The organism is Pseudomonas sp. LD120 (assembly GCF_009861525.1).
Taxonomy (GTDB): Bacteria; Pseudomonadota; Gammaproteobacteria; order Pseudomonadales; family Pseudomonadaceae; genus Aquipseudomonas.
The window spans coordinates 975337-994454 of the sequence record NZ_WVHL01000003.1 but is presented as its reverse complement, the minus strand read 5'-3'; the positions used below and the strand labels follow the sequence as shown (position 1 = coordinate 994454).

The window sequence follows — 19118 nt, the reverse complement described above, 5'->3', positions numbered from 1 at the left end:
AAAACAGAGATACCGTTATGAGTGCTTCACCTCCTTCCTTTTTGCACACCCTCAAACGCCTCAGCCTGGTCACACAGATCGTCATCGGTCTGATTGCCGGTATCGCCCTGGCCCTGCTGGCGCCCGAAGTGGCGAAATCCACCACCTTCATTGGTCAGGTGTTCGTCTCGGCGCTCAAGGCCGTGGCGCCAATCCTGGTGTTTGTCCTGGTGATGGCCTCCATTGCCAACCATAAACACGGTCAAGAAACTCACATCCGGCCAATCCTGTTTCTCTACCTGCTGGGCACCTTCGCCGCGGCAGCAGTGGCCGTATTCGCCAGCTATCTGTTCCCTTCGTCCCTGGTACTGGTCACTCACGACATTGCCGTAAGCGCGCCAGGCGGCATCACTGAAGTGTTGCAGAGTCTGGTATTGAGCATGGTGGACAATCCCATCAGAGCGCTGATGAACGCCAACTTCATCGGCATTCTGGCCTGGGCCATCGGCATGGGCATAGCCATTCGCCACGCCGGGGAAACCACTCGCGGCGTGCTCGATGATCTGTCCAAGGGTGTGACCGTGATTGTCCGCGTGGTGATCCGCTTCGCTCCGCTGGGGATCTTTGGCTTGGTGGCCTCGACCCTGGCCACCTCGGGCTTCGACGCCCTGCTCGGCTACCTGCACCTGCTGGCGGTACTGATCGGCTGCATGCTGTTCGTGGCCTTGGTCATGAACCCACTGATCGTGTTCTGGAAGATCCGTCGCAACCCGTTCCCGCTGGTACTGACCTGCCTGCGCGAGAGCGGCCTCACCGCGTTCTTCACCCGCAGCTCGGCAGCCAACATCCCCATCAACATGGAGCTGAGCAAGCGCCTGGGCCTGCATGAAGACACCTACTCGGTGTCCATTCCTCTGGGCGCCACCATCAACATGGCCGGCGCGGCGATCACCATCACCGTGCTGACCCTGGCCGCCGTGCACACCCTGGGCATCGTCGTCGACCTGCCAACCGCCGTGCTGCTCAGCGTGGTCGCGGCAGTCTGCGCGTGCGGCGCTTCCGGCGTGGCTGGCGGCTCACTGCTGTTGATCCCCCTGGCCTGCAGCCTGTTCGGCATTCCCAGCGAAATCGCCATGCAGGTGGTGGCCGTCGGTTTCATCATCGGCGTGCTGCAGGATTCAGCAGAAACCGCACTGAACTCCTCCACCGACGTGCTCTTCACCGCCGCAGCCTGCCTGGCCAAGGAAGACAAGAACTCCGCCAGCGCCTGATCCTCGCGCAGTAAAAAGCCCGACCCGGGTCAACCGGGTCGGGCTTTTTTGCGTCAACGGCCTGTACTTCGTAGAGCGCCGCTTAACACTGGACGGCTTAGAACGCGCCCATGTAATCGCGCTTGCCCACTTCCACACCGTTGTGACGCAGGATCGCGTAGGTGGTGGTGACGTGGAAGAAGAACTGCGGCAGACCGTAAGTCAGCAGGTAGGACTGGCCGCTGAAGCGCTTCTCTTTCGGGGTACCCGGACGGGTCACGATCTCGATGCCCTCCTTGCCGTCGATCTGCGCAGGCGCAATGCCCTCGATAAAGGCCAGGACCTTGGCAATCAGCGCCTGCAAGTCGGCAAAACTGGTTTCGCCGTCCTCATACTTGGGCAGCTCGACCTCGGCCAGACGGCCCGACACACCCTTGGCGAAGTCCACGGCGATCTGTACCTGGCGCACCAGCGGGAACATGTCTGGGTACAGGCGCGCCTGGAGCAGGGCACTGGGTTCGATATTCTTCGCCGTGGCGTGAGCTTCGGCCTTGTGCAGCACATCACTCAGGGCGTTGAGCATTTGCTTGAAGACGGGAACGGAGGCGGCGTACAGGGAAATAGTCATGACAGTCTCGACATGGATGGCGGGAATACAGCGAGCAGCGATTATAGCCACTGCGGCTCAACCCGGGGCCTTTATCCCCGCGCCACCAACGCTCGACGCCATATTGGGTCACGGTTATTTACCCGCATGCTTCACTGAACGGGTCCGCCGCAGCCACATCAGGACGCGGCCCCTGGTCGATCACCCTGCGCCCACCACAATAACAACGAGGTCGTCATGCCCGAATCAGCGTCCACCGGACACCTGCGCTCCAGCCCCCGCGCGCCTTTGGAAGCCATCATCATCGGCAGCGGCTTCGGCGGCCTGGGCATGGCCATCGCCCTGCGCAAGGCAGGGGTCAGTCAGTTCGTCATCCTGGAGCAAGCCCAGGACATCGGTGGTGTCTGGCGCGACAACAGTTACCCCGGCGCCGCCTGCGACGTGCCCTCGCACCTGTACTCGTTCTCCTTCGCCCCCAACCCGCACTGGTCACGGGTGTTCGCGCCTCAGGCCGAGATCCACGGTTACCTGCAGCACTGCGTCCACACCTACGACCTGCAGCGACACATCCGCTTTGGCGCCGCTGTGTGCCAGGCCCGGTTCGATGACATCAACAGCTGCTGGCTCGTCACCTGCGACGATGGCCAGGCCCACGTCAGCCGCCTGCTGATCAGCGCCGTAGGCCAGTTGAGCCGTCCCGCCCTGCCCAAGCTGCCAGGCATGGAAGGCTTTCAGGGCCATGTGTTCCACTCCGCTCGCTGGGACCACCATTACCCCCTGGCCAACAAACGGGTGGCCGTGATAGGCACCGGCGCCTCGGCCATTCAGTTCGTGCCGCGGATCGCCAAGCAAGTGGCGGCGCTCAAGGTCTTCCAGCGCTCACCGGCCTACATCATGCCCAAGGCCGACCGGGCCTATAGCGAGGAAGAAAAACAGCGCCTGATCCAGCACCCCTGGCGGATAAAGCTGCTGCGTGCCGCCCACTACCTGCATTTCGAGTCCCGGGCGCTGGGCTTCACCCGCCTGCGCGGGCTGAGCAGATGGGTGGTTGGCGGCCCTTTTCGCGCGTTGTTGCACGCCTCCGTATCCAACCCCGAACGACGCCGGCAGATGACCCCGGACTACCCCATCGGCTGCAAGCGCATCCTGCTGTCCAACGACTACCTCAAGACCTTTGATCAACCCCACGTCGAACTGCTGACCCAGGGCATCCGCCACATCACCGAGCACGGCATCGAAACCCTCGACGGCCAGCAACACCCGGTGGACGCAATCATCTATGGCACCGGCTTCACCGCCACGAAATTCCTCTCGCCAATGCGCATCATCGGCCGCAACGGGGTCGACCTGAACCACGCCTGGCAAGGTGGCGCAAGCGCGTACCTGGGGCTCAGCGTGCCCGGCTTCCCGAATTTTTTCATGCTCTACGGACCCAACACCAACCTAGGCCACAACTCCATCATTCATATGCTGGAAAGCCAGATCTCCCACGTCATCAACGCTCGCCGGGCACTGCTGGAGCGTGGGGCGAAAACCCTGGAAATCGACGACTCGTCCCACCAAGGCTTTCAGTTGCGGATTCAGCGACGCCTGGCCGCCTCGGTGTGGAGTGGCTGCACCAGCTGGTACGTGGACAAACAGGGCCACAACAGCACCAACTGGCCCGGTTTCACCTGGTCCTATCGCTGGCTGACCCGTTATGCCGGACTGCACGCCTACCAATTTTCCAGCCCGTTGGACAACGCATCAGCGGCGCCTGTAGGGCAGCGCATCGTGCCTCCGGCGGATTGGCTGGAGCGCGGCAATGCCGCGTTCTTGCGATTTTTTCTGCGTGCCAGCTTCAGAGCCCTGGTGGGCCCGCCCAGGGACCTGGTCACCCAGCGCAAGATCGTCAACCGCCTGTCCCGGCTGATGCCCGGGTGCCTCGGCGTGAGCCGACAGCCAACCCGTATCGGAGCCCTGGAGCTGCACATCGTCAAGCCCAAAGCCACGGTTTCCAACGCAGTGATTCTCTACCTGCACGGCGGCGCCTTCTGCCTGGGCAATCCACGAACCCATTTCAGCGTCACCAGTCGCCTGGCCAAGGACAGCGGGTGCGCGGTGTGGGTGCCGGATTACCGACTGGCGCCGGAACATCCATACCCGGCGGCGCTGGAGGACTGCCTGGCCTGTTATGACGCCATCCGCGCCCAGGGCTGCCCGCCGGATCAACTGGTGATTGCCGGTGATTCCGCCGGTGGCGCGCTGGTTATGGCCCTGGCCCTGAGCCTCAAACAACGCGGTGATGAGATCGCCGCCGGGCTGATTCTGCTGTCGCCGGTTACCGATCCCGACCTCAGCGGTGCCAGCCTGCAATCCAGGCGCACTGTCGACCCGATGATCCGGCGCGACTGGCTGGAGCAAGCGCTCAAGGCCTATGCGGCGCCGCCACACACGCTGTCACACCGCCCGCTTGAGGCCAACTTGCAAGGCCTGCCGCCGATGCTGATCCAGGTCGGCGACCAGGAGCTGCTGTTGTCCGACGCCACTCGCCTGGCCGAGCGGGCCAGGCAGTCGGGTGTGCCCTGCCAACTGGACATTCACCAGGCGCGCTGGCACGTCTTTCAGTTGCAGGCGTTCTATCTGCGCTCCGCCAGACATGCCCTGGGGCGCATGGCGCAGTTCGCCCGTCAGTGCCTCGAACAACCGGCGGCCGCGACAACGCCTGCGGCCCTGTCACCGGCCCAGAAACCGGCAACCGATCCACAACACGGCTAGAGCAGCACTCGCCGCACAGATCCACCAAGATCTGCGCGGTGCGCTTGCCAGCCCCTAACACGCGGTTTCCCCCTGCTCCATCAAGTTCTGATGGTCATAACTGGCTGGTGAAGGTAAAACAGAGCCCCTCGAAGGTGGCCGACGCGCCACGCAAAGCGCAAGACGCCGATAACGCGCAACGCGCCCGTTTTTTTACGCCCCCATCAGTGACCAAGGGACCAGCACTTATGAGCAACGAACACGAAACGCCCAGCCCAGCACCGCGCTTGAACAGCACGGACATCCGCATCCTGGGTTCGTTGATCGAAAAGCAGGCCACCAACCCGGAAACCTACCCCCTGACCCTCAACGCCCTGGTGATTGCCTGCAATCAGAAAACCAGCCGCGAACCTGTGATGAACCTGACCCAGGGCCAGGTTGGCCAAAGCCTGCGCGCCCTCGAAGCTCAGGGCTTCACTCGGCTGGTCATGGGCAGCCGTGCCGATCGCTGGGAGCAACGCCTGGATAAGGCGCTGGAGCTGGTGCCTGCACAGTTGATCCTGTGCGGCCTGATGTTTCTGCGCGGTCCGCAGACGATCAACGAACTGTTGACCCGCAGCGGCCGCATGCATGATTTCGAAGACAGCGAACAGGTGCTGCACCAACTTGAACGCCTGATCGCCCGGGGCCTGGCCCTGCATATCCCACGTCAGGCTGGCCAGCGCGAAGACCGCTACACCCATGCCTTGGGCGACCCGGCGGATATCGAAGCAATCCTCGCCGCCCGTGGCAACACCACGGAACGCAGCAGCGGCGCCACGGTGTCCGTGGAGCGCATCGAAGAACTGGAAGCGCGTATCGCCGCCCTGGAACAGCGCCTGACGCAACTCGAAGGCTGATCCACACACAATCATGCGCCCCCCCAAGGCTGTGATCGACGGCGGCGCGGACCGCCTTTTGAGCACCGCAGGCCTACAGCCTGATCGCAGCCTTCAAGCACAGCGAGTCAGCCCAAGACTTCACCCCCGAGCGAAAGCCACCGCCTTTTGGAATTGCGCCTCGCTCGGGCGCACTCCGGTGTACAGCACGAATTGCTCCAGCGCCTGAAGGGCAATCACCTCAAGCCCCGTAATGACCTGCTTGCCTTCGGCCCGAGCCTGCACGATCAGAGGCGTTTCGGCAGGCACCGCCACCACATCGAACACCCGGTGCGCAGCACAAATCGCCTCGGCGGGGAACGCCAGTTGCTGGGCCTCGGCGCCGCCGCTCATGCCAATCGGGGTCACGTTGATCAGCATGTGAGGCCGCAGGCTGCCCAGCTCGGCCTGCCATTGATAGCCCAACGACCCCGCCAGGGCACGTCCTGCGCTTTCATTGCGGGCCACGATCACGCCCTGTTCATATCCGCCGTCGCGCAAGGCGCTGGCCACCGCCTTGGCCATGCCACCGCTGCCACGCAGGGCGAAGGTCGAGTCACGGGGCACCTGGTGATGGCTAAGCAATTGCGCCACAGCGATGTAATCGGTGTTATAGGCCTTCAGGTAGCCGTCGCTGTTGACGATGGTATTGAGCGAAGCAATGGCCTTGACCGACGCATCCAACTCGTCCACCAGCGCGAGGCAATCTTCCTTGAACGGCATGGAAACGCCGCACCCGCGAATCCCCAGCGCCCGGATTCCGCGGACCGCGCCAGGCAAATCCTGGCTGCTGAACGCTTTGTAATAGAAGTTGAGTCCTAACTGCTCATACAGATGATTGTGAAAGCGCAGGCCGAAATTCCCAGGCCGCCCAGACAAGGACATGCACAACTGGGTGTCTTTATTGGGATTCATTTGCATGTTCATTTCCTTGCTGGGCACTTTCGGATGGACGGAATGGATCAACCGCCCCGCTGTGCCTGATCATATCGGCGCTTGTTCACAGGCTTCTTGCGTCCAGGGATGACGGTAAAGAAGCCGGTACAGACCTTACACAACATTTACTCAGCAGCCGCGCAGATTTTCAAAAAACGCGGTCTTAGAACTATCCCCGCACCAGTTCTTGAGCCTGGTGCAGACCCTTAGCGCTGAGGTTGAACCGAGGAAAAACCATGATTTCCAACATCCCCAAAATTGCCTTGCTCATTGGTGCACTCGCTGTCGCCGATCAGGCATCGGCCCACGGTGGCGGCTGGGCCGGTCCCGCCGCGCTGGGTGCGGTTGTCGGTGCGGCCGTGGTGGGCTCGGTAATCGCCAACCAGAGCCGCCCGGTGTACGTGCAGCAGCCGGTCTATGTACAGCCAGCACCGGTGTATGCCGCACCGCCGCCGGTCTACTACCAACCGGCGCCGGTCTACGTGCAGCAACCGGTGTACTACCGCCCGGCGCCGGTGTACTACGGCCCGCCACCGGGCTATTACGGACGCCCGCATCACCACCGCCACGGCCGCTGGTAATCGCCCGCCGACCAAGCCACAAGCCCCGCCCTACAAAGCGGGGCTTGTGGCATTTTGCCCACCCACAAATGTCTGAATAACTCTGCATAAGGTCGTGATTGGAACAGTATTTGCCTGCAGATCTGGCGATAGTGTGCCCATCCCTCGGATGCCCCGAGCGACTTGGGACTGTCATGTTTGTGTCATTCAACCCCTGCAACATCGACACAGTCCGCTCGCCGCAGGCCCATAACAACAAGGACGACCTCCATGCCCACGCAAAATCCGCACCGCGTCGCCGGCCTCTGCACCTCCAGTCGGGTGTATGACGCCCTGACCGAACTCAAACACCTGGAAAGCCACCGCAACGCCAAGTTTCTCTCATTGCTGGCCGAGAACCTGGTACGCAAGGGCCTGCTCAGTGAGCAAGAAGTGCTGCACATGCTGGATCGGGTGGTGGACTGAAACTGCGCGCCACAAAGGTGACGCCGAGGGTAATTGCCCGCAGTCAGGTTTCGACAAACAGCCCCCCTCCTTCGCCGGTAACAGCAATAGACACGCCATCAGCGCCGCCCACAGCAAGGCTGTTGGGCAGCTCCCGCTCCCCCCCAGAAGATCAACCCACCCCATGCTCCCTGGGTCACCGCCACCGGCACATTGTCCTTGACCGTGGCGCGCAGCATCCGATTGAACTTGAGCTGCAACCGGTGCTTCTGATGCTCGCCCAGGAGCCCCGCCGCGCGGGCCTTGCGTCCCCGTTCCGGGGGGGCGCGCCAAAAGAAGCGTCGCCGCTAGCACATGATGAAAAACCCACCAAAGACTCGAATGTGCCCTGACCAAAGCGAAAGGCCTGATCGCCCCGGGAGCAAGCCCCCTGAGGCTTATGTCCGCAGCACCGCTGGCCAGTGGCGTTTTTTTGTCACTGGCATAGATCCAGATCAATAAAAGCGTCGTAGCCCTGACTTACCCTCGCGTCCTTTTGCGACCGACAGCCCCATGACGCTCCTCGCCAAACCCGAACTCCTCGCCCCCGCCGGCACCCTGAAAAACATGCGCTACGCCTTCGCCTACGGCGCCGATGCGGTGTACGCCGGCCAGCCGCGCTACAGCCTGCGGGTGCGCAACAACGAATTCGACCACGCCAACCTGGCCCTTGGCATCCGCGAGGCCCAGGCCCAGGGCAAACGTTTCTACGTGGTGGTCAACATCGCCCCCCACAACGCCAAGCTCAAGACCTTCCTCAAGGACTTGCAACCGGTCATCGACATGGCCCCGGATGCGCTGATCATGTCCGACCCGGGCCTGATCATGCTGGTACGCCGGCACTTCCCGCACATGCCGATCCACCTCTCGGTACAGGCCAACACGGTGAACTGGGCCAGCGTCGAGTTCTGGCAGCAACAGGGGCTGACCCGGATCATCCTGTCCCGGGAGCTGTCCCTGGAAGAGATCGAGGAAATCCGCCAGCAAGTGCCGGCCATGGAGCTGGAAATCTTCGTCCACGGCGCCCTGTGCATGGCCTACTCCGGGCGCTGCCTGCTGTCGGGCTACATGAACAAGCGCGACGCCAACCAGGGCACCTGCACCAACGCTTGCCGCTGGAAATACAAGACCGAAGAAGCCACCGAAAACAACCTTGGGGAAATCGTCCAGAGCTTCGTGCCAGAGCCGACCCTGGGCATCGGCGCGCCCACCGATCAAGTGTTCCTGCTCCAGGAAGCCAATCGCCCGGACGAGCTGATGCCGGCCTTCGAGGACGAACACGGCACCTACATCATGAATGCCAAGGACCTGCGGGCCGTGCAGCACGTGGAGCGCCTGGCCCGTATGGGCGTGCACTCACTGAAGATCGAGGGCCGGACCAAATCGCACTTCTACTGCGCCCGCACCACCCAGGTGTACCGCCGGGCCATCGACGACGCGGCGGCCGGGCGCGAGTTCGACCGTAGCCTGATGAACGACTTGGAATCCCTGGCCCAGCGCGGCTACACCGAGGGTTTTCTGCGCCGCCACGTGCATGACGAATACCAGAACTACCAGAACGGCAGCTCAGTCTCGGAACGCCAGCAGTTTGTCGGTGAACTGACCGGCGAGCGCCGCGACCGCCTGGCCGAAGTGACAGTGAAAAACCGTTTTGCCCTCGGCGATCACCTGGAACTGATGACCCCCAAGGGCAACTTCCACTTCGACCTGCATGAGCTGCGCAACGCCAAGGGCGAGGCCATCGAGGTCGCACCGGGAGACGGCCACACCGTGTACCTACCGATTCCCGATCAGGTCGAGCTGCCATTCGCCCTGTTGATGCGCGACATCTGCGCCTGACATGCCGCGTAGAGCCGCCTGCTGAAGCCGCGAGCCTGAGGCAAGGTTGCCAAAGGCTCGCAGGAGCTTGCTTGGCGATCTAGCATCAGGCCTCGGCGGGGCAGAGGCGACGTGTGAAGACGGCACAGCATTCGCAGCCTGCGACAGGCCTCCAGCGCCCGCCCTTAGATCCGGAATTGCCCGACCAATCGACCCAGACGCTGGCCCAGATCCGCCAGGCTGCGAGAAGTCTGAGCACCGCGTTGGGTTTCATCAGCCACGCTGTCCACCGCCACCGCGATCTGGTGCACGCTGCGGTTGATCTCTTCGGCCACCGCCGTCTGCTCTTCGGCCGCGCTGGCGATCTGCGCGTTCATCGAGTTGATGGTGCCGATCAATTGCGCCATGGCGTCCAACGATGCCCCGGCCTCGTTGGCCTTGGTCGAGGTGCCTTCGCCGGCGTCACTGGAACGACGCATGGCATCCACCGCCACCCGAGTGCCCTGCTGCAGGCGATCGATCATCCCCTGGATTTCCTGGGTGCTCTGCTGAGTGCGGCTGGCCAAGGCCCGGACCTCATCGGCGACCACGGCAAAACCACGTCCGGCCTCACCGGCCCGGGCGGCTTCGATGGCCGCGTTCAAGGCCAGCAAGTTGGTCTGTTCGGCAATGGAGCGGATCACGTCCAGCACGCTGACAATCGACGACACGTCTTGCTGCAGGCTGTCCAGGGACGTTCCGCTGTTGCGAATGTCACTGACCAGCGCATGAATCTGCTCGATGCTGCCGTCCACCACGCGCTTGGCCGTCTGCCCTTCCTCATCGGTCTGCTGGGCAGCGACTGCCGCGCCCTGGGCACTGCGGGCCACTTCCTGGGCCGCCGAAGACATTTCATTGATCGCCGTGGCCACCTGGTCGGTCTCGTGACGCTGGCGCTCCATGGCCTGCTCCGAACGTTGGGCCTGATCCGCCACTTGGGCCACCAGCTCAGTGAGCTGCCCGGTCATTTCGGTGATCTGCCGCACCAAGCCGTGGATCTTGTCGACAAAGCGATTGAACGAGCCGGCCAAGTCACCCAGTTCGTCCTGGCTGGTGATTTCCAGACGCCGGGTCAGGTCGCCTTCACCGGCGGCGATATCATCCAGGTTGGCTTTCATCAGGTTCAGAGGGCGCAACAGGGTGTTGGCCACCAGCAGCCCCAGGGCCGCGATCACCAGCAACAGCACCGCCGCAATCCCGAGAATGCTCAGGATCATGCCTTCCATGCGCTGGTTGACGCCCTCTTCAACGGCCGCCACCTGAGCGTCGATGCCATCGAGATTGACCGAAGTGCCCAGCACCATGTCCCACTTGGGCAGGTAGTCGGTGTAGCCCAGCTTGGGCACCAGTACATCGCTGCCCGGCTGGGTCGAGCTGTACTGCACGTAGTGACTGCCGTCCTTGCCGACCCGCACCAGCTCACGGTTGACGTACACGCCGTTGGGGTCGCGGTTGTCCTTGAAGTTCTTGCCCACGCCGTCAGCACTGTTGCCCTTGAACAGCCGTACGGTCTCGGAGTCGTAGCCAAAAAAGTAGCCGTCCTTGCCGTAGGTGATGTTCGACAGCAACTTGACCACTTCGGCCCGCGCCGCCTGGTCCCCCGGTGCCGCAGCGTCATAGAGCGGCTTGACGGTGCTCAAGGCGACCTCGACATAACTCTGCAACGTGGCCTTGGCTTCGCCCAGCAGGCGCTGGCGGGTTTCTTCGACTTCTTTCTGGGCTTGCTGGCGCAGCATGAACACCGTACTCAGACTGATCACCAATGCAAACAGCAGTACCGGGAGTACCGCCAAGGACAGAACTTTGGCCTTCAGGCTCAGGCGCATAGGGGGCTCGCTGTTGATTTTTATTGAGGTGACAAGCCGTTAACGGCACGCCTGCCCAAAAGTTGAGCTAGCGCCGCCGGAGCCGGTTGGCCGGCCCCGGTAGGTGGCAACGAGGTCAGAGCACCATCGCCGCGACCCAGCCAAAGGCCAGCAAGGGCAAATTGTAGTGCAGGAATGTCGGGACCACCGTGTCCCAGATGTGGTGATGCTGACCGTCGACGTTCAGGCCCGAGGTCGGCCCCAGGGTCGAGTCCGACGCGGGAGAACCGGCGTCGCCCAGGGCCCCAGCGGTGCCAACGATGCAGACAATGGCCAGCGGACTGAAGCCCAGCTGGACACACAATGGCACGAAAATCGCCGCCAGAATCGGCACCGTGGAAAACGACGAACCAATGCCCATGGTCACCAACAGGCCCACCAGCAACATCAGCAATGCACCAACGCCCTTGCTGTGACCGATCCAAGTGGCCGAAGTCTGAACCAGACTCTGTACATCGCCAGTGGCCTTCATCACTTCGGCGAAGCCCGAGGCGGCGATCATGATGAAGCCGATCATGGCCATCATCTTCATGCCTTCGGTGAACAGGCCATCGGCCTCACGCCAGCGCACGATGCCGGACACCGAGAAAATCAGGAACCCGCACAACGCGCCGATAATCATCGAATCCAACAACAACTGGATCACGAACGCAGCGGCAATCGCCACCCCTGCCACCAACAGCGTCTTCGGGTTGTACTGCACCGCAGTCTGCTCGACCTTCTCGATCCGGCCCAGGTCATAGACGCGCTTCTTGCGATAGCTATAGAACGCCAGCAACAGGCCACAGACCATACCCAGCGCAGGGATGCCCATGGCATGCGTGACGCTGACCTGACTGATGTCGACGCCGCTGCGAGCGACATTGGCCAGGAGCACTTCATTCAAGAAGATGTTGCCAAAGCCCACCGGCAGGAACATGTAGGGGGTGATCAAACCGAAGGTGATGACGCAAGCGATCAGGCGGCGGTCCAGCTGCAGCTTGGCCAGCACATAGAGCAAAGGCGGCACCAGCAGCGGAATAAAGGCAATGTGAATCGGCAGGATATTCTGCGAGGCAATCGCCACCACCCATAGCATGCCGATCAGCAACCACTTGACCATGCCGCCGCCAACGGCGTCCTGGCGGTCCACCAGTAGCAAGATCTTGTCCGCCAGGGCGTGGGCCAGGCCGGACTTGGAAATGGCCACCGCAAAAGCCCCGAGCAAGGCGTAAGACAGGGCCACCGTCGCGCCGCCCCCCAGCCCACCGTTGAACGCCTTGAGCGTGGCCTCGATGCCCAGGCCGCCGGTAAGGCCACCCACCAATGCACCTACGATCAGGGCGATCACTACATGCACGCGAGACAGGCTGAGCACCAGCATCACGCCAACCGCGGCAATTACTGCGTTAATCATCGTTACCTCGTTACTGCGCGGCCAAACTCCGCGCAAAAGCCTATGACCGACCGGAAGGCAGCGCACTGCCGTCATCGAAATAAAAGAAGGTAAAAGAGGGCGCGCACTTTGCAGTAGCAGGCCTGGCTTGTCAAAACCCACCCCACAGGCGAAACATTCAAACGCCGGTTTTATTTCGAACGCCCGTTTAAAGAATGCCGTTCGTCGGCCGCTAACATGCAAAGTCTCAGATATTTATCGAATATAAGGACGTCTCCATGTCGCTCAGACAACTCTCCATCCAATGGAAGATCACCTTACTGGCTGGACTCTGCCTGCTGGGCATCGTGTCGCTGTTGGTGGGCCTTTCGCTGTACCGCATGGAGCACAGCTCCGAGCTGGTAAAAGCTTCGAGTATGGAGATGCTCAACGAAGCAGCTCAAGCGCGGATCGAAGCCCAGGGTGAAGTCCAGGCCCTAGGCATTCGCCAGCAGTTCATGGACGCCTATCAGTACGGCCATGGCTTTTCCCGCCAGGTGCTGTTTTTGCGGGAACAGGCCGAAAAGCGCTTCCTCGACGCCTTCGACCTGCGCGAAGACCTGACCCGCCAGGTCAAGGCGGCCTTGCAGGCCAACCCCGATCTACTGGGGCTGTCCTTGGTGTTCGAAGCCAATGCCCTGGATGGCAAGGACGAACTGTTCAGCGGCCAGAGCGCGCTGGGCAGCAACGAAAAAGGCCGCTTTGCCTTGTACTGGTCGCAACCCACTCCCGGCAAGCTGACGTCCATGCCGTTGCCGGAAAGCGACATGAGCGATACCCGCAGCGGTCCCAGCGGCGAGCCGGCCAATGCCTGGTTCACCTGCCCGCGCAGCACCCTCAAGCCCTGCGTGATAGAACCCTACTTCTACGACATCGACGGGCAGAAGGTGCTAATGACCAGCATCGTCTTCCCGCTGCTGGTGGACGGCAAGGTCATCGCCTCGCTGTCGGTGGACATCAACCTCAACAGCCTGCAGGCCATCAGCCAGAATGCCAGCCAGAAACTCTATGCCGGCCAGAGCAACGTCAGCATCCTCAGCCCGGTGGGCCTGCTGGCCGGCTACAGCGCCGATGCCAGCAAACTGAGCCAGCGCCTGGACAGCGTCGACAGCGTCAATGGCGCCGCACTGATCCGCCAACTGGCCGGCAGCACTCAAACCTACAGCCTGCACAGCAACCAAACGCTCAAAGTCCTTGCGCCTTTCACGCCAATCCCCGCAGGCAAGCCCTGGGGCGTGTTGCTGGATGTGCCGGAAACAGTGCTGGTGGGCCCGGCCGAGACCCTGAAAAGCGAACTGGATGCCAGCAACAACAGTGGCACCCTGATGGAACTGGGGCTGGGCCTACTGGCGGCGGTGCTCGGCTTGCTGCTGGTGTGGCTGATGGCCCGCAGCGTGACCCGGCCGATCCTCGACGTAGCCGCCATGCTTGAGGATATCGCCAGCGGTGAAGGCGACCTGACCCGACGCCTGACCTACAACAATAAGGACGAGCTGGGGCAACTGGCGGGCTGGTTCAACCGTTTCCTCGACAAACTGCAGCCGATCATCGCCGACGTGAAACGCTCGGTGCAGGACGCCCGCGGCACCGCTGATCAGTCATCGGCCATCGCCACCCAGACCAGCGCCGGCATGGAGCAGCAATATCGCCAAGTGGACCAGGTGGCCACCGCTTCCCACGAAATGAGCGCCACCGCTCAGGACGTCGCTCGCAGCGCTGCCCAGGCCGCTCAGGCGGCGCGGGATGCCGACCAGGCCACGCAACAGGGCCTGACCGTGATCGACCGCACCACCTGCAGCATCGACCAACTGGCCGCCGACATGAGCAGCGCCATGACCCAGGTCGAAGGTTTGGCGAGCAACAGCGAACAAATCGGCTCGGTGCTGGAAGTGATCCGCGCGATCGCCGAGCAGACCAACCTGCTGGCCCTCAATGCCGCCATCGAAGCGGCCCGTGCAGGGGAAGCCGGACGCGGCTTTGCCGTGGTCGCCGACGAAGTACGCAACCTGGCCCAGCGCACCCAGGAGTCGGTGGAGGAAACCCGCCAAGTGATCGAACAACTGCAAACCGGCACCCGCGACGTGGTGGGTTCCATGAGCAACAGCCATCGCCAGGCCCAGGGCAGCGTCGAACAAGTGAGTCAAGCGGTCACCGCCCTGCGCCAGATCGGTGATGCCGTCACAGTGATCAGCGACATGAACCTGCAGATCGCCAGCGCCGCCGAACAGCAGAGCGCGGTGGCCGAAGAGATCAACAGCAATGTAGCGACCATTCGCGACGTCACCGAGTCGCTGTCGGAACAAGCCAACGAATCGGCGCGGGTCAGCCAGTCCCTCAACAGCCTGGCCAACCAGCAGCAGGGCTTGATGGACCAGTTCCGCGTCTGACCCCTTAACCGTTGCCGGCAGGCGGCGATCGCCCCCGAAGGGCGCGCCGCCCTTGAGGACGGCAAAGGCCCTGCGGGCCTTTGTATAGCCGCTACCGCAGGCTGCGAACAGCCCGCGGGGATGCGAAGATTCAAAGGCTGTAGGGGTTCGACGGTCGATCGCCAGGCTACGGGCGCTGAACGCACCGCCCGGCGAGTTCAGCGCTTGGGCAGCTCGATCTCCACCCGTAAGCCGCCCCACTCGCTTTCCACCAGGTTCAAGCGGCCGCCACAGGCGTCGACGATGTCGCGCACAATGCCCAGGCCCAGCCCGTGGCCATCGGTCTGCTCATCCAATCGCGCGCCGCGACTGACCACCTCGGTCCGCCGTGCCTCGGGAATGCCTGGGCCGTCGTCATCCACCATCAGGCAATAGCCCTGCGACCGCTCCTCGACGCTCAGACGCACCTGCGCATCGGCCCATTTGCAGGCGTTGTCCAGCAGATTGCCCAGCAGCTCCAGCAGGTCTTCCCGATCCCAGGGCAGACGCAGCCCCGGCGGCGCCCGATAGCTCAAGTCCAGGTGCTCGCCATGGATCATGTTCAAGGTCGCCAGCAAGCCCGGCAACTCAGCATCACACTCAAACAGCGCCCCGGGCAGCGCATCCCCCGCCATCCGCGCGCGGTTGAGTTCGCGATTGAGTCGCTGCTGCACTTGCTCCAACTGGTCCTGGAGGATTCTGCGCGCGTCGGGACAAGCGTCCAGTTTGCGCCCGGACGCCAGGCTCAGCAGCACTGCCAACGGCGTTTTCAGGGCGTGGCCGAGGTTGCCCAAGGCGTTGCGGGAGCGCTTGAGGCTGTCCTCGGTGTGGGCCAGCAAATGGTTGATCTGCGCCACCAAGGGCACCAGTTCCTGGGGCACCTGGGCGTCTAGCTGCGAGCGCTGGCCCTGTTGCAGTTGAGCGATCTGCTCACGAGCGGTCTCCAGCGGACGCAGGGCCCGGCGCACGGTAAAGCGCTGCAGCAGGAGAATCAGCAACAACCCCGCCAGCCCCAACCCGAGCCCGATCTGGCGCATGCGCTGGAAACTCTCACGCACCGGGGTGTAGTCCTGGGCCACGTTGATGGAGATCGATTGTCCGAAGCGTTTGTAGTCACTGCGCAGCACCAGTAACTGTTGGCCTTCGGGCCCCAATTGCAGGTTGCCTTGCAGCCCGGCGCGTTCAAGCCGCGGTAACTCCTGGTCCCAGAGAGACCGGGAACGCCAATGCACATCAGCGAAATCGATGCGAAAGTAATGCCCGGAAAACGGCCGCTGATACGCCGGCGACAGCCGCCACTCGTCCAACTGCAAACCCTGCGGCCCCCGTACCAGCGCCACCAGCAGGTTTTCGCTGTCATTGCGCAGCCCGGCCTCCAGGTAACGCTGCAGGCCTAGCTCGAACAACCAGAGACTGGTCTGCGCCAACACCAGGCCGACCACCACCATCACCGTAATCAGACCCAGGCTCAGGCGCCGCTGGATCGACCTCACGAATCGGTTCCGCCGAACAGGTAGCCCTGGCCGCGCCGGGTTTCGATCACACTGCGCCCCAGCTTGCGCCGCAGGTGGTTGACATGGACTTCGAGGACATTGGAGTCGCGCTCGGTTTCACCGTCGTAGAGGTGTTCGGCGAGGTGGCTTTTGGAGAGGATCTGCTGCGGGTGCAACATGAAATAACGCATCAGACGAAACTCGGCAGCCGTCAGTTGCACATCCTGACCGTCACGGACCACGCACTGCCGGCTTTCGTCCAGGTGAAAGCCGGCAGCCTGCAAGGTCGGCTGATTGGCTTGGCCATGGGAGCGACGCAACAACGCCTGAACCCGCAAGTACAGTTCTTCCGGGTGAAAGGGCTTGCTCAGGTAATCGTCGGCGCCGGCCTTGAGGCCTTCGATGCGCTCGGCCCAAGAGCCCCGCGCAGTGAGGATCAGCACCGGTGTCGCCAGCCCGCCGCCGCGCCATTGACGCAGCACTTCCAGGCCCGACACCCCAGGCAGGCCAAGGTCGAGAATGATCAGGTCATAGGGTTCGCTGGCGCCCTGGTACAGCGCATCGCGACCATCGGCCAGCCAGTCCACGGCGTAGCCTTGAAGTTTGAGACCGTCAAGCAGTTCGTCAGCCAGGGTTACGTGATCTTCCACCACAAGCAGGCGCATCAATCATCTTCCTCATCTTTCAACAGGCGCCCGGTGGTGGCGTCCAGGTCCAGCTCGCGGACCACACCGTCCACGGTCAATAGCTCGACCTCGTAAATGTACAGACCATGTTTTTCTTCCAACTCGGCTTCCAGCAACTTGGCCCCGGGATAGCGATCCATGGCCTGCTGCAGCAGTTGCTCCAGGGGCAGGATCACCCCCTGCTGACGCAGGCGCAGAGCCTCGTCCTGATCCAGATCGCGGGCCTGGGCCCACGAGCAGCTGAGCAACAGCGCCAGGGCCGCCAGGCGGGCGCGCTTCGTCGAATTCATTAGGTGTCCTGATGATCCTTGAGGACCTGGCCGGTCACGGCGTCCAATTCCAGGTCCCACTCCAGCCCCTGCGGGTCGCGCAGCTCGACCTGGTAGATGTACTTGCCGTACTCCTCTTCCAGTTCGGTTTCGCTGATGCTTGCCCCAGGGTGACGGGCCAGGGCCGTGGCGTTGAGTTTTTCAAAGGACACGATAGTACCAGCGTCGCGCAATCTCAGGGCTTCGTCGGGCCCCAGGTCGCGAGCTTGGGCGGCGCTGGCGCTCAGGGCGATCAGGCTGGCACTGAACAGCAAAGCGAAGGTTTTCATGACAAGTCTCCAAGTTGAGTGGCCGGTGGCCGATGGCGCCAACCCTACCCAAGGCAACTTAATTGAAACTGAATCGACATCATCGACCGGGAACAACTTTCACTCGGCCACAGGCAGCAGGTTCTCTATACTTCGCGACTGATTCTGCAGTGAGCCCGGTATGACCGCCATCCATATCAAGTTTCCCGCCCTGACCCTCAAGGCCGGTCCCCGCGCCTTGGCCCGCATCCGCCACCAAGGCCTGCACGCCGGCGAAGTCGGCACCTTGCCGGGCGCCGCTGGCGGCCCCAAGGCCCTGGGAATTCAAGGCCTGGACCTGGCGCTGTTCGGCCAGTGGCTGCCCGGCGTACCACGCGAGCGTTCGCTGATCGGCGCCTCGGTGGGCTCCTGGCGCTTCGCCAGCGCCTGCCTGCCGGACGCCGCAGAAGGCATTCGCCGCCTGGGCCAGCTGTACAACGAGCAAACCTTCGCCAAAGGCGTGAGCATGGCGCAGATCAGCCAGAGCTCCCAGCGCATGCTCGATGAGTTGCTGGACGGCCGCGACGCCACGATCCTCGACAACCCGTACTACCGGCTCAACATCATGGTGGTCAAAAGCCATGGCCTGCTCGCCGACGACCATCGCGGGCGCCTCGGCCTGGGCCTGTCCTCGGTGATCGCCGACAACCTGCGGGGCCGCGCGCGCCTGTCGCGACACTTCGAGCGCCTGGTGCTGCACGACCCGCGCCTGGCCCCGCCGCTGCAGGCGCTGGAGGACTTTCCCTCGCGCTTCGTGCCCCTGGATCGCGGCAACCTGCGCCAGGCACTGCTGGCCTCGGGCTCGATCCCCATGGTCATGCAAGGCGTGCGCGAACTGCCCGGGGCCGGGGCCGGCACCTTCCGCGACGGCGGCCTGCTGGACTACCACCTGGACCTGCCCTACAGCGGCAGCGACATCGTGCTCTACCCGCACTTCACCGACCGGGTGATCCCCGGCTGGTTCGACAAGCCCCTGCCCTGGCGCCGGGCCAGCCCCGAACGCCTGCGCGACGTCCTGCTGCTGGCGCCGTCGAAGGAGTACCTGGCGCGCCTGCCCTACGGCAAGCTGCCGGACCGCAACGACTTCAAGCGCTTCATGGGCGACGACGCCAGCCGGCAAAAATACTGGCGCAGCGCCATGGACGAAAGCCGGCGCCTGGGCGACGAATTCCTCGAACTGGCGGCACAAAACCGTCTGGGCGAACGCCTGCAAAGCCTGTGAGGCTGCCCCAGGCTGCGCACTGACCCTTTAGTCAGGGTTTTTCCGCAGCCCGGGAGCCAAGCTGATAAACTCGCCGCCTGCCTCAACTCGCC

Annotated in this window: 16 protein-coding genes and 2 pseudogenes; 9 read left to right on the top strand and 9 right to left on the bottom strand. The window is 63.0% G+C overall.

Annotated elements, in window-relative coordinates; all coding sequences use genetic code 11:
- Positions 1–17: 17 nt before the first annotated feature.
- Positions 18–1250 carry a serine/threonine transporter SstT gene (gene sstT / locus PLD_RS10615; protein WP_159892402.1) on the top strand — a complete coding sequence of 411 codons (1233 nt, stop codon included), beginning with the start codon at positions 18–20 and terminating at the stop codon, positions 1248–1250.
- A 97-nt stretch (positions 1251–1347) separates the two neighbouring features.
- Here the strand turns inward: sstT and PLD_RS10610 are convergent, their stop codons facing one another.
- A complete protein-coding gene (locus PLD_RS10610) occupies positions 1348–1857 on the bottom strand; it encodes a DUF1993 family protein (protein WP_159892400.1) in 510 nt (169 codons plus the stop codon).
- A gap of 216 nt (positions 1858–2073) precedes the next feature.
- On the opposite strand from PLD_RS10610, the gene PLD_RS10605 reads away from it, so the two are divergent.
- Both PLD_RS10605 and PLD_RS10600 read left to right on the top strand, forming a co-directional pair.
- The gene (locus PLD_RS10605) at positions 2074–4593 is read left to right on the top strand and encodes an alpha/beta hydrolase fold domain-containing protein (protein ID WP_159892398.1); all 2520 of its coding nucleotides are present in this window, start codon (positions 2074–2076) and stop codon (positions 4591–4593) included.
- A gap of 227 nt (positions 4594–4820) precedes the next feature.
- Positions 4821–5471 (top strand): YceH family protein, encoded by a 651-nt coding sequence (locus PLD_RS10600; protein WP_159892396.1) that lies wholly within the window; start codon positions 4821–4823, stop codon positions 5469–5471.
- A gap of 120 nt (positions 5472–5591) precedes the next feature.
- Here PLD_RS10600 and PLD_RS10595 read toward each other — a convergent pair whose 3' ends face one another.
- Entirely contained in the window at positions 5592–6410 is an 819-nt protein-coding gene (locus tag PLD_RS10595) for a shikimate 5-dehydrogenase (protein WP_159892394.1), read from the bottom strand.
- A gap of 251 nt (positions 6411–6661) precedes the next feature.
- Between PLD_RS10595 and PLD_RS10590 the strand changes: the two genes are divergently transcribed.
- From PLD_RS10590 to yegQ, 3 genes are all read left to right on the top strand, one after another.
- Positions 6662–7006, top strand: a complete 345-nt coding sequence (locus PLD_RS10590; RefSeq protein ID WP_159892392.1) for a hypothetical protein — start codon at positions 6662–6664, stop codon at positions 7004–7006.
- A gap of 249 nt (positions 7007–7255) precedes the next feature.
- Positions 7256–7450: a hypothetical protein gene (locus PLD_RS10585; RefSeq protein ID WP_159892390.1), complete on the top strand. Its 195-nt coding sequence runs from the start codon at positions 7256–7258 to the stop codon at positions 7448–7450.
- 531 nt (positions 7451–7981) lie between these two features.
- Positions 7982–9307 carry a tRNA 5-hydroxyuridine modification protein YegQ gene (yegQ, locus tag PLD_RS10580; protein WP_159892388.1) on the top strand — a complete coding sequence of 442 codons (1326 nt, stop codon included), beginning with the start codon at positions 7982–7984 and terminating at the stop codon, positions 9305–9307.
- A gap of 164 nt (positions 9308–9471) precedes the next feature.
- Here the strand turns inward: yegQ and PLD_RS31090 are convergent, their stop codons facing one another.
- From PLD_RS31090 to PLD_RS10570, 3 genes and pseudogenes are all read right to left on the bottom strand, one after another.
- A complete protein-coding gene (locus tag PLD_RS31090; RefSeq protein ID WP_371929007.1) occupies positions 9472–10227 on the bottom strand; it encodes a methyl-accepting chemotaxis protein in 756 nt (251 codons plus the stop codon).
- Between the two features lie 102 nt (positions 10228–10329).
- Positions 10330–11061 (bottom strand): annotated as a pseudogene (locus PLD_RS31085) (cache domain-containing protein); the annotation flags it as partial.
- 205 nt (positions 11062–11266) lie between these two features.
- Positions 11267–12583, bottom strand: a complete 1317-nt coding sequence (locus PLD_RS10570) for a Na+/H+ antiporter family protein (RefSeq protein WP_178116169.1) — start codon at positions 12581–12583, stop codon at positions 11267–11269.
- A 260-nt stretch (positions 12584–12843) separates the two neighbouring features.
- Between PLD_RS10570 and PLD_RS31080 the strand changes: the two are divergent.
- Both PLD_RS31080 and PLD_RS31075 read left to right on the top strand, forming a co-directional pair.
- Positions 12844–14133: pseudogene (locus PLD_RS31080) on the top strand (HAMP domain-containing protein); the annotation flags it as partial.
- 102 nt (positions 14134–14235) lie between these two features.
- Positions 14236–14991, top strand: a complete 756-nt coding sequence (locus PLD_RS31075; RefSeq protein ID WP_371929006.1) for a methyl-accepting chemotaxis protein — start codon at positions 14236–14238, stop codon at positions 14989–14991.
- A 197-nt stretch (positions 14992–15188) separates the two neighbouring features.
- On the opposite strand, the gene PLD_RS10560 is transcribed toward PLD_RS31075, so the two are convergent.
- From PLD_RS10560 to PLD_RS10545, 4 genes are read right to left on the bottom strand one after another with little or no spacing between them, the layout of a single operon-like run.
- Complete coding sequence (locus tag PLD_RS10560; protein ID WP_159892380.1) at positions 15189–16502, bottom strand: sensor histidine kinase; 1314 nt, start codon at positions 16500–16502, stop codon at positions 15189–15191.
- Complete coding sequence (locus PLD_RS10555) at positions 16499–17167, bottom strand: response regulator transcription factor (protein ID WP_159892378.1); 669 nt, start codon at positions 17165–17167, stop codon at positions 16499–16501. The genes PLD_RS10560 and PLD_RS10555 overlap by 4 nt, the downstream gene beginning before the upstream one ends.
- On the bottom strand, positions 17167–17478 hold the full coding sequence (locus tag PLD_RS10550; RefSeq protein ID WP_159892376.1) for a PepSY domain-containing protein: 312 nt from the start codon (positions 17476–17478) through the stop codon (positions 17167–17169). The genes PLD_RS10555 and PLD_RS10550 overlap by 1 nt, the downstream gene beginning before the upstream one ends.
- Positions 17478–17786: a PepSY domain-containing protein gene (locus PLD_RS10545; protein ID WP_159892374.1), complete on the bottom strand. Its 309-nt coding sequence runs from the start codon at positions 17784–17786 to the stop codon at positions 17478–17480. Before PLD_RS10545 ends, PLD_RS10550 begins: the two co-directional genes overlap by 1 nt.
- 160 nt (positions 17787–17946) lie before the next feature.
- Between PLD_RS10545 and PLD_RS10540 the strand changes: the two genes are divergently transcribed.
- The gene (locus tag PLD_RS10540; RefSeq protein WP_159892372.1) at positions 17947–19026 is read left to right on the top strand and encodes a patatin-like phospholipase family protein; all 1080 of its coding nucleotides are present in this window, start codon (positions 17947–17949) and stop codon (positions 19024–19026) included.
- The last annotated feature ends 92 nt before the right edge of the window (positions 19027–19118 follow it).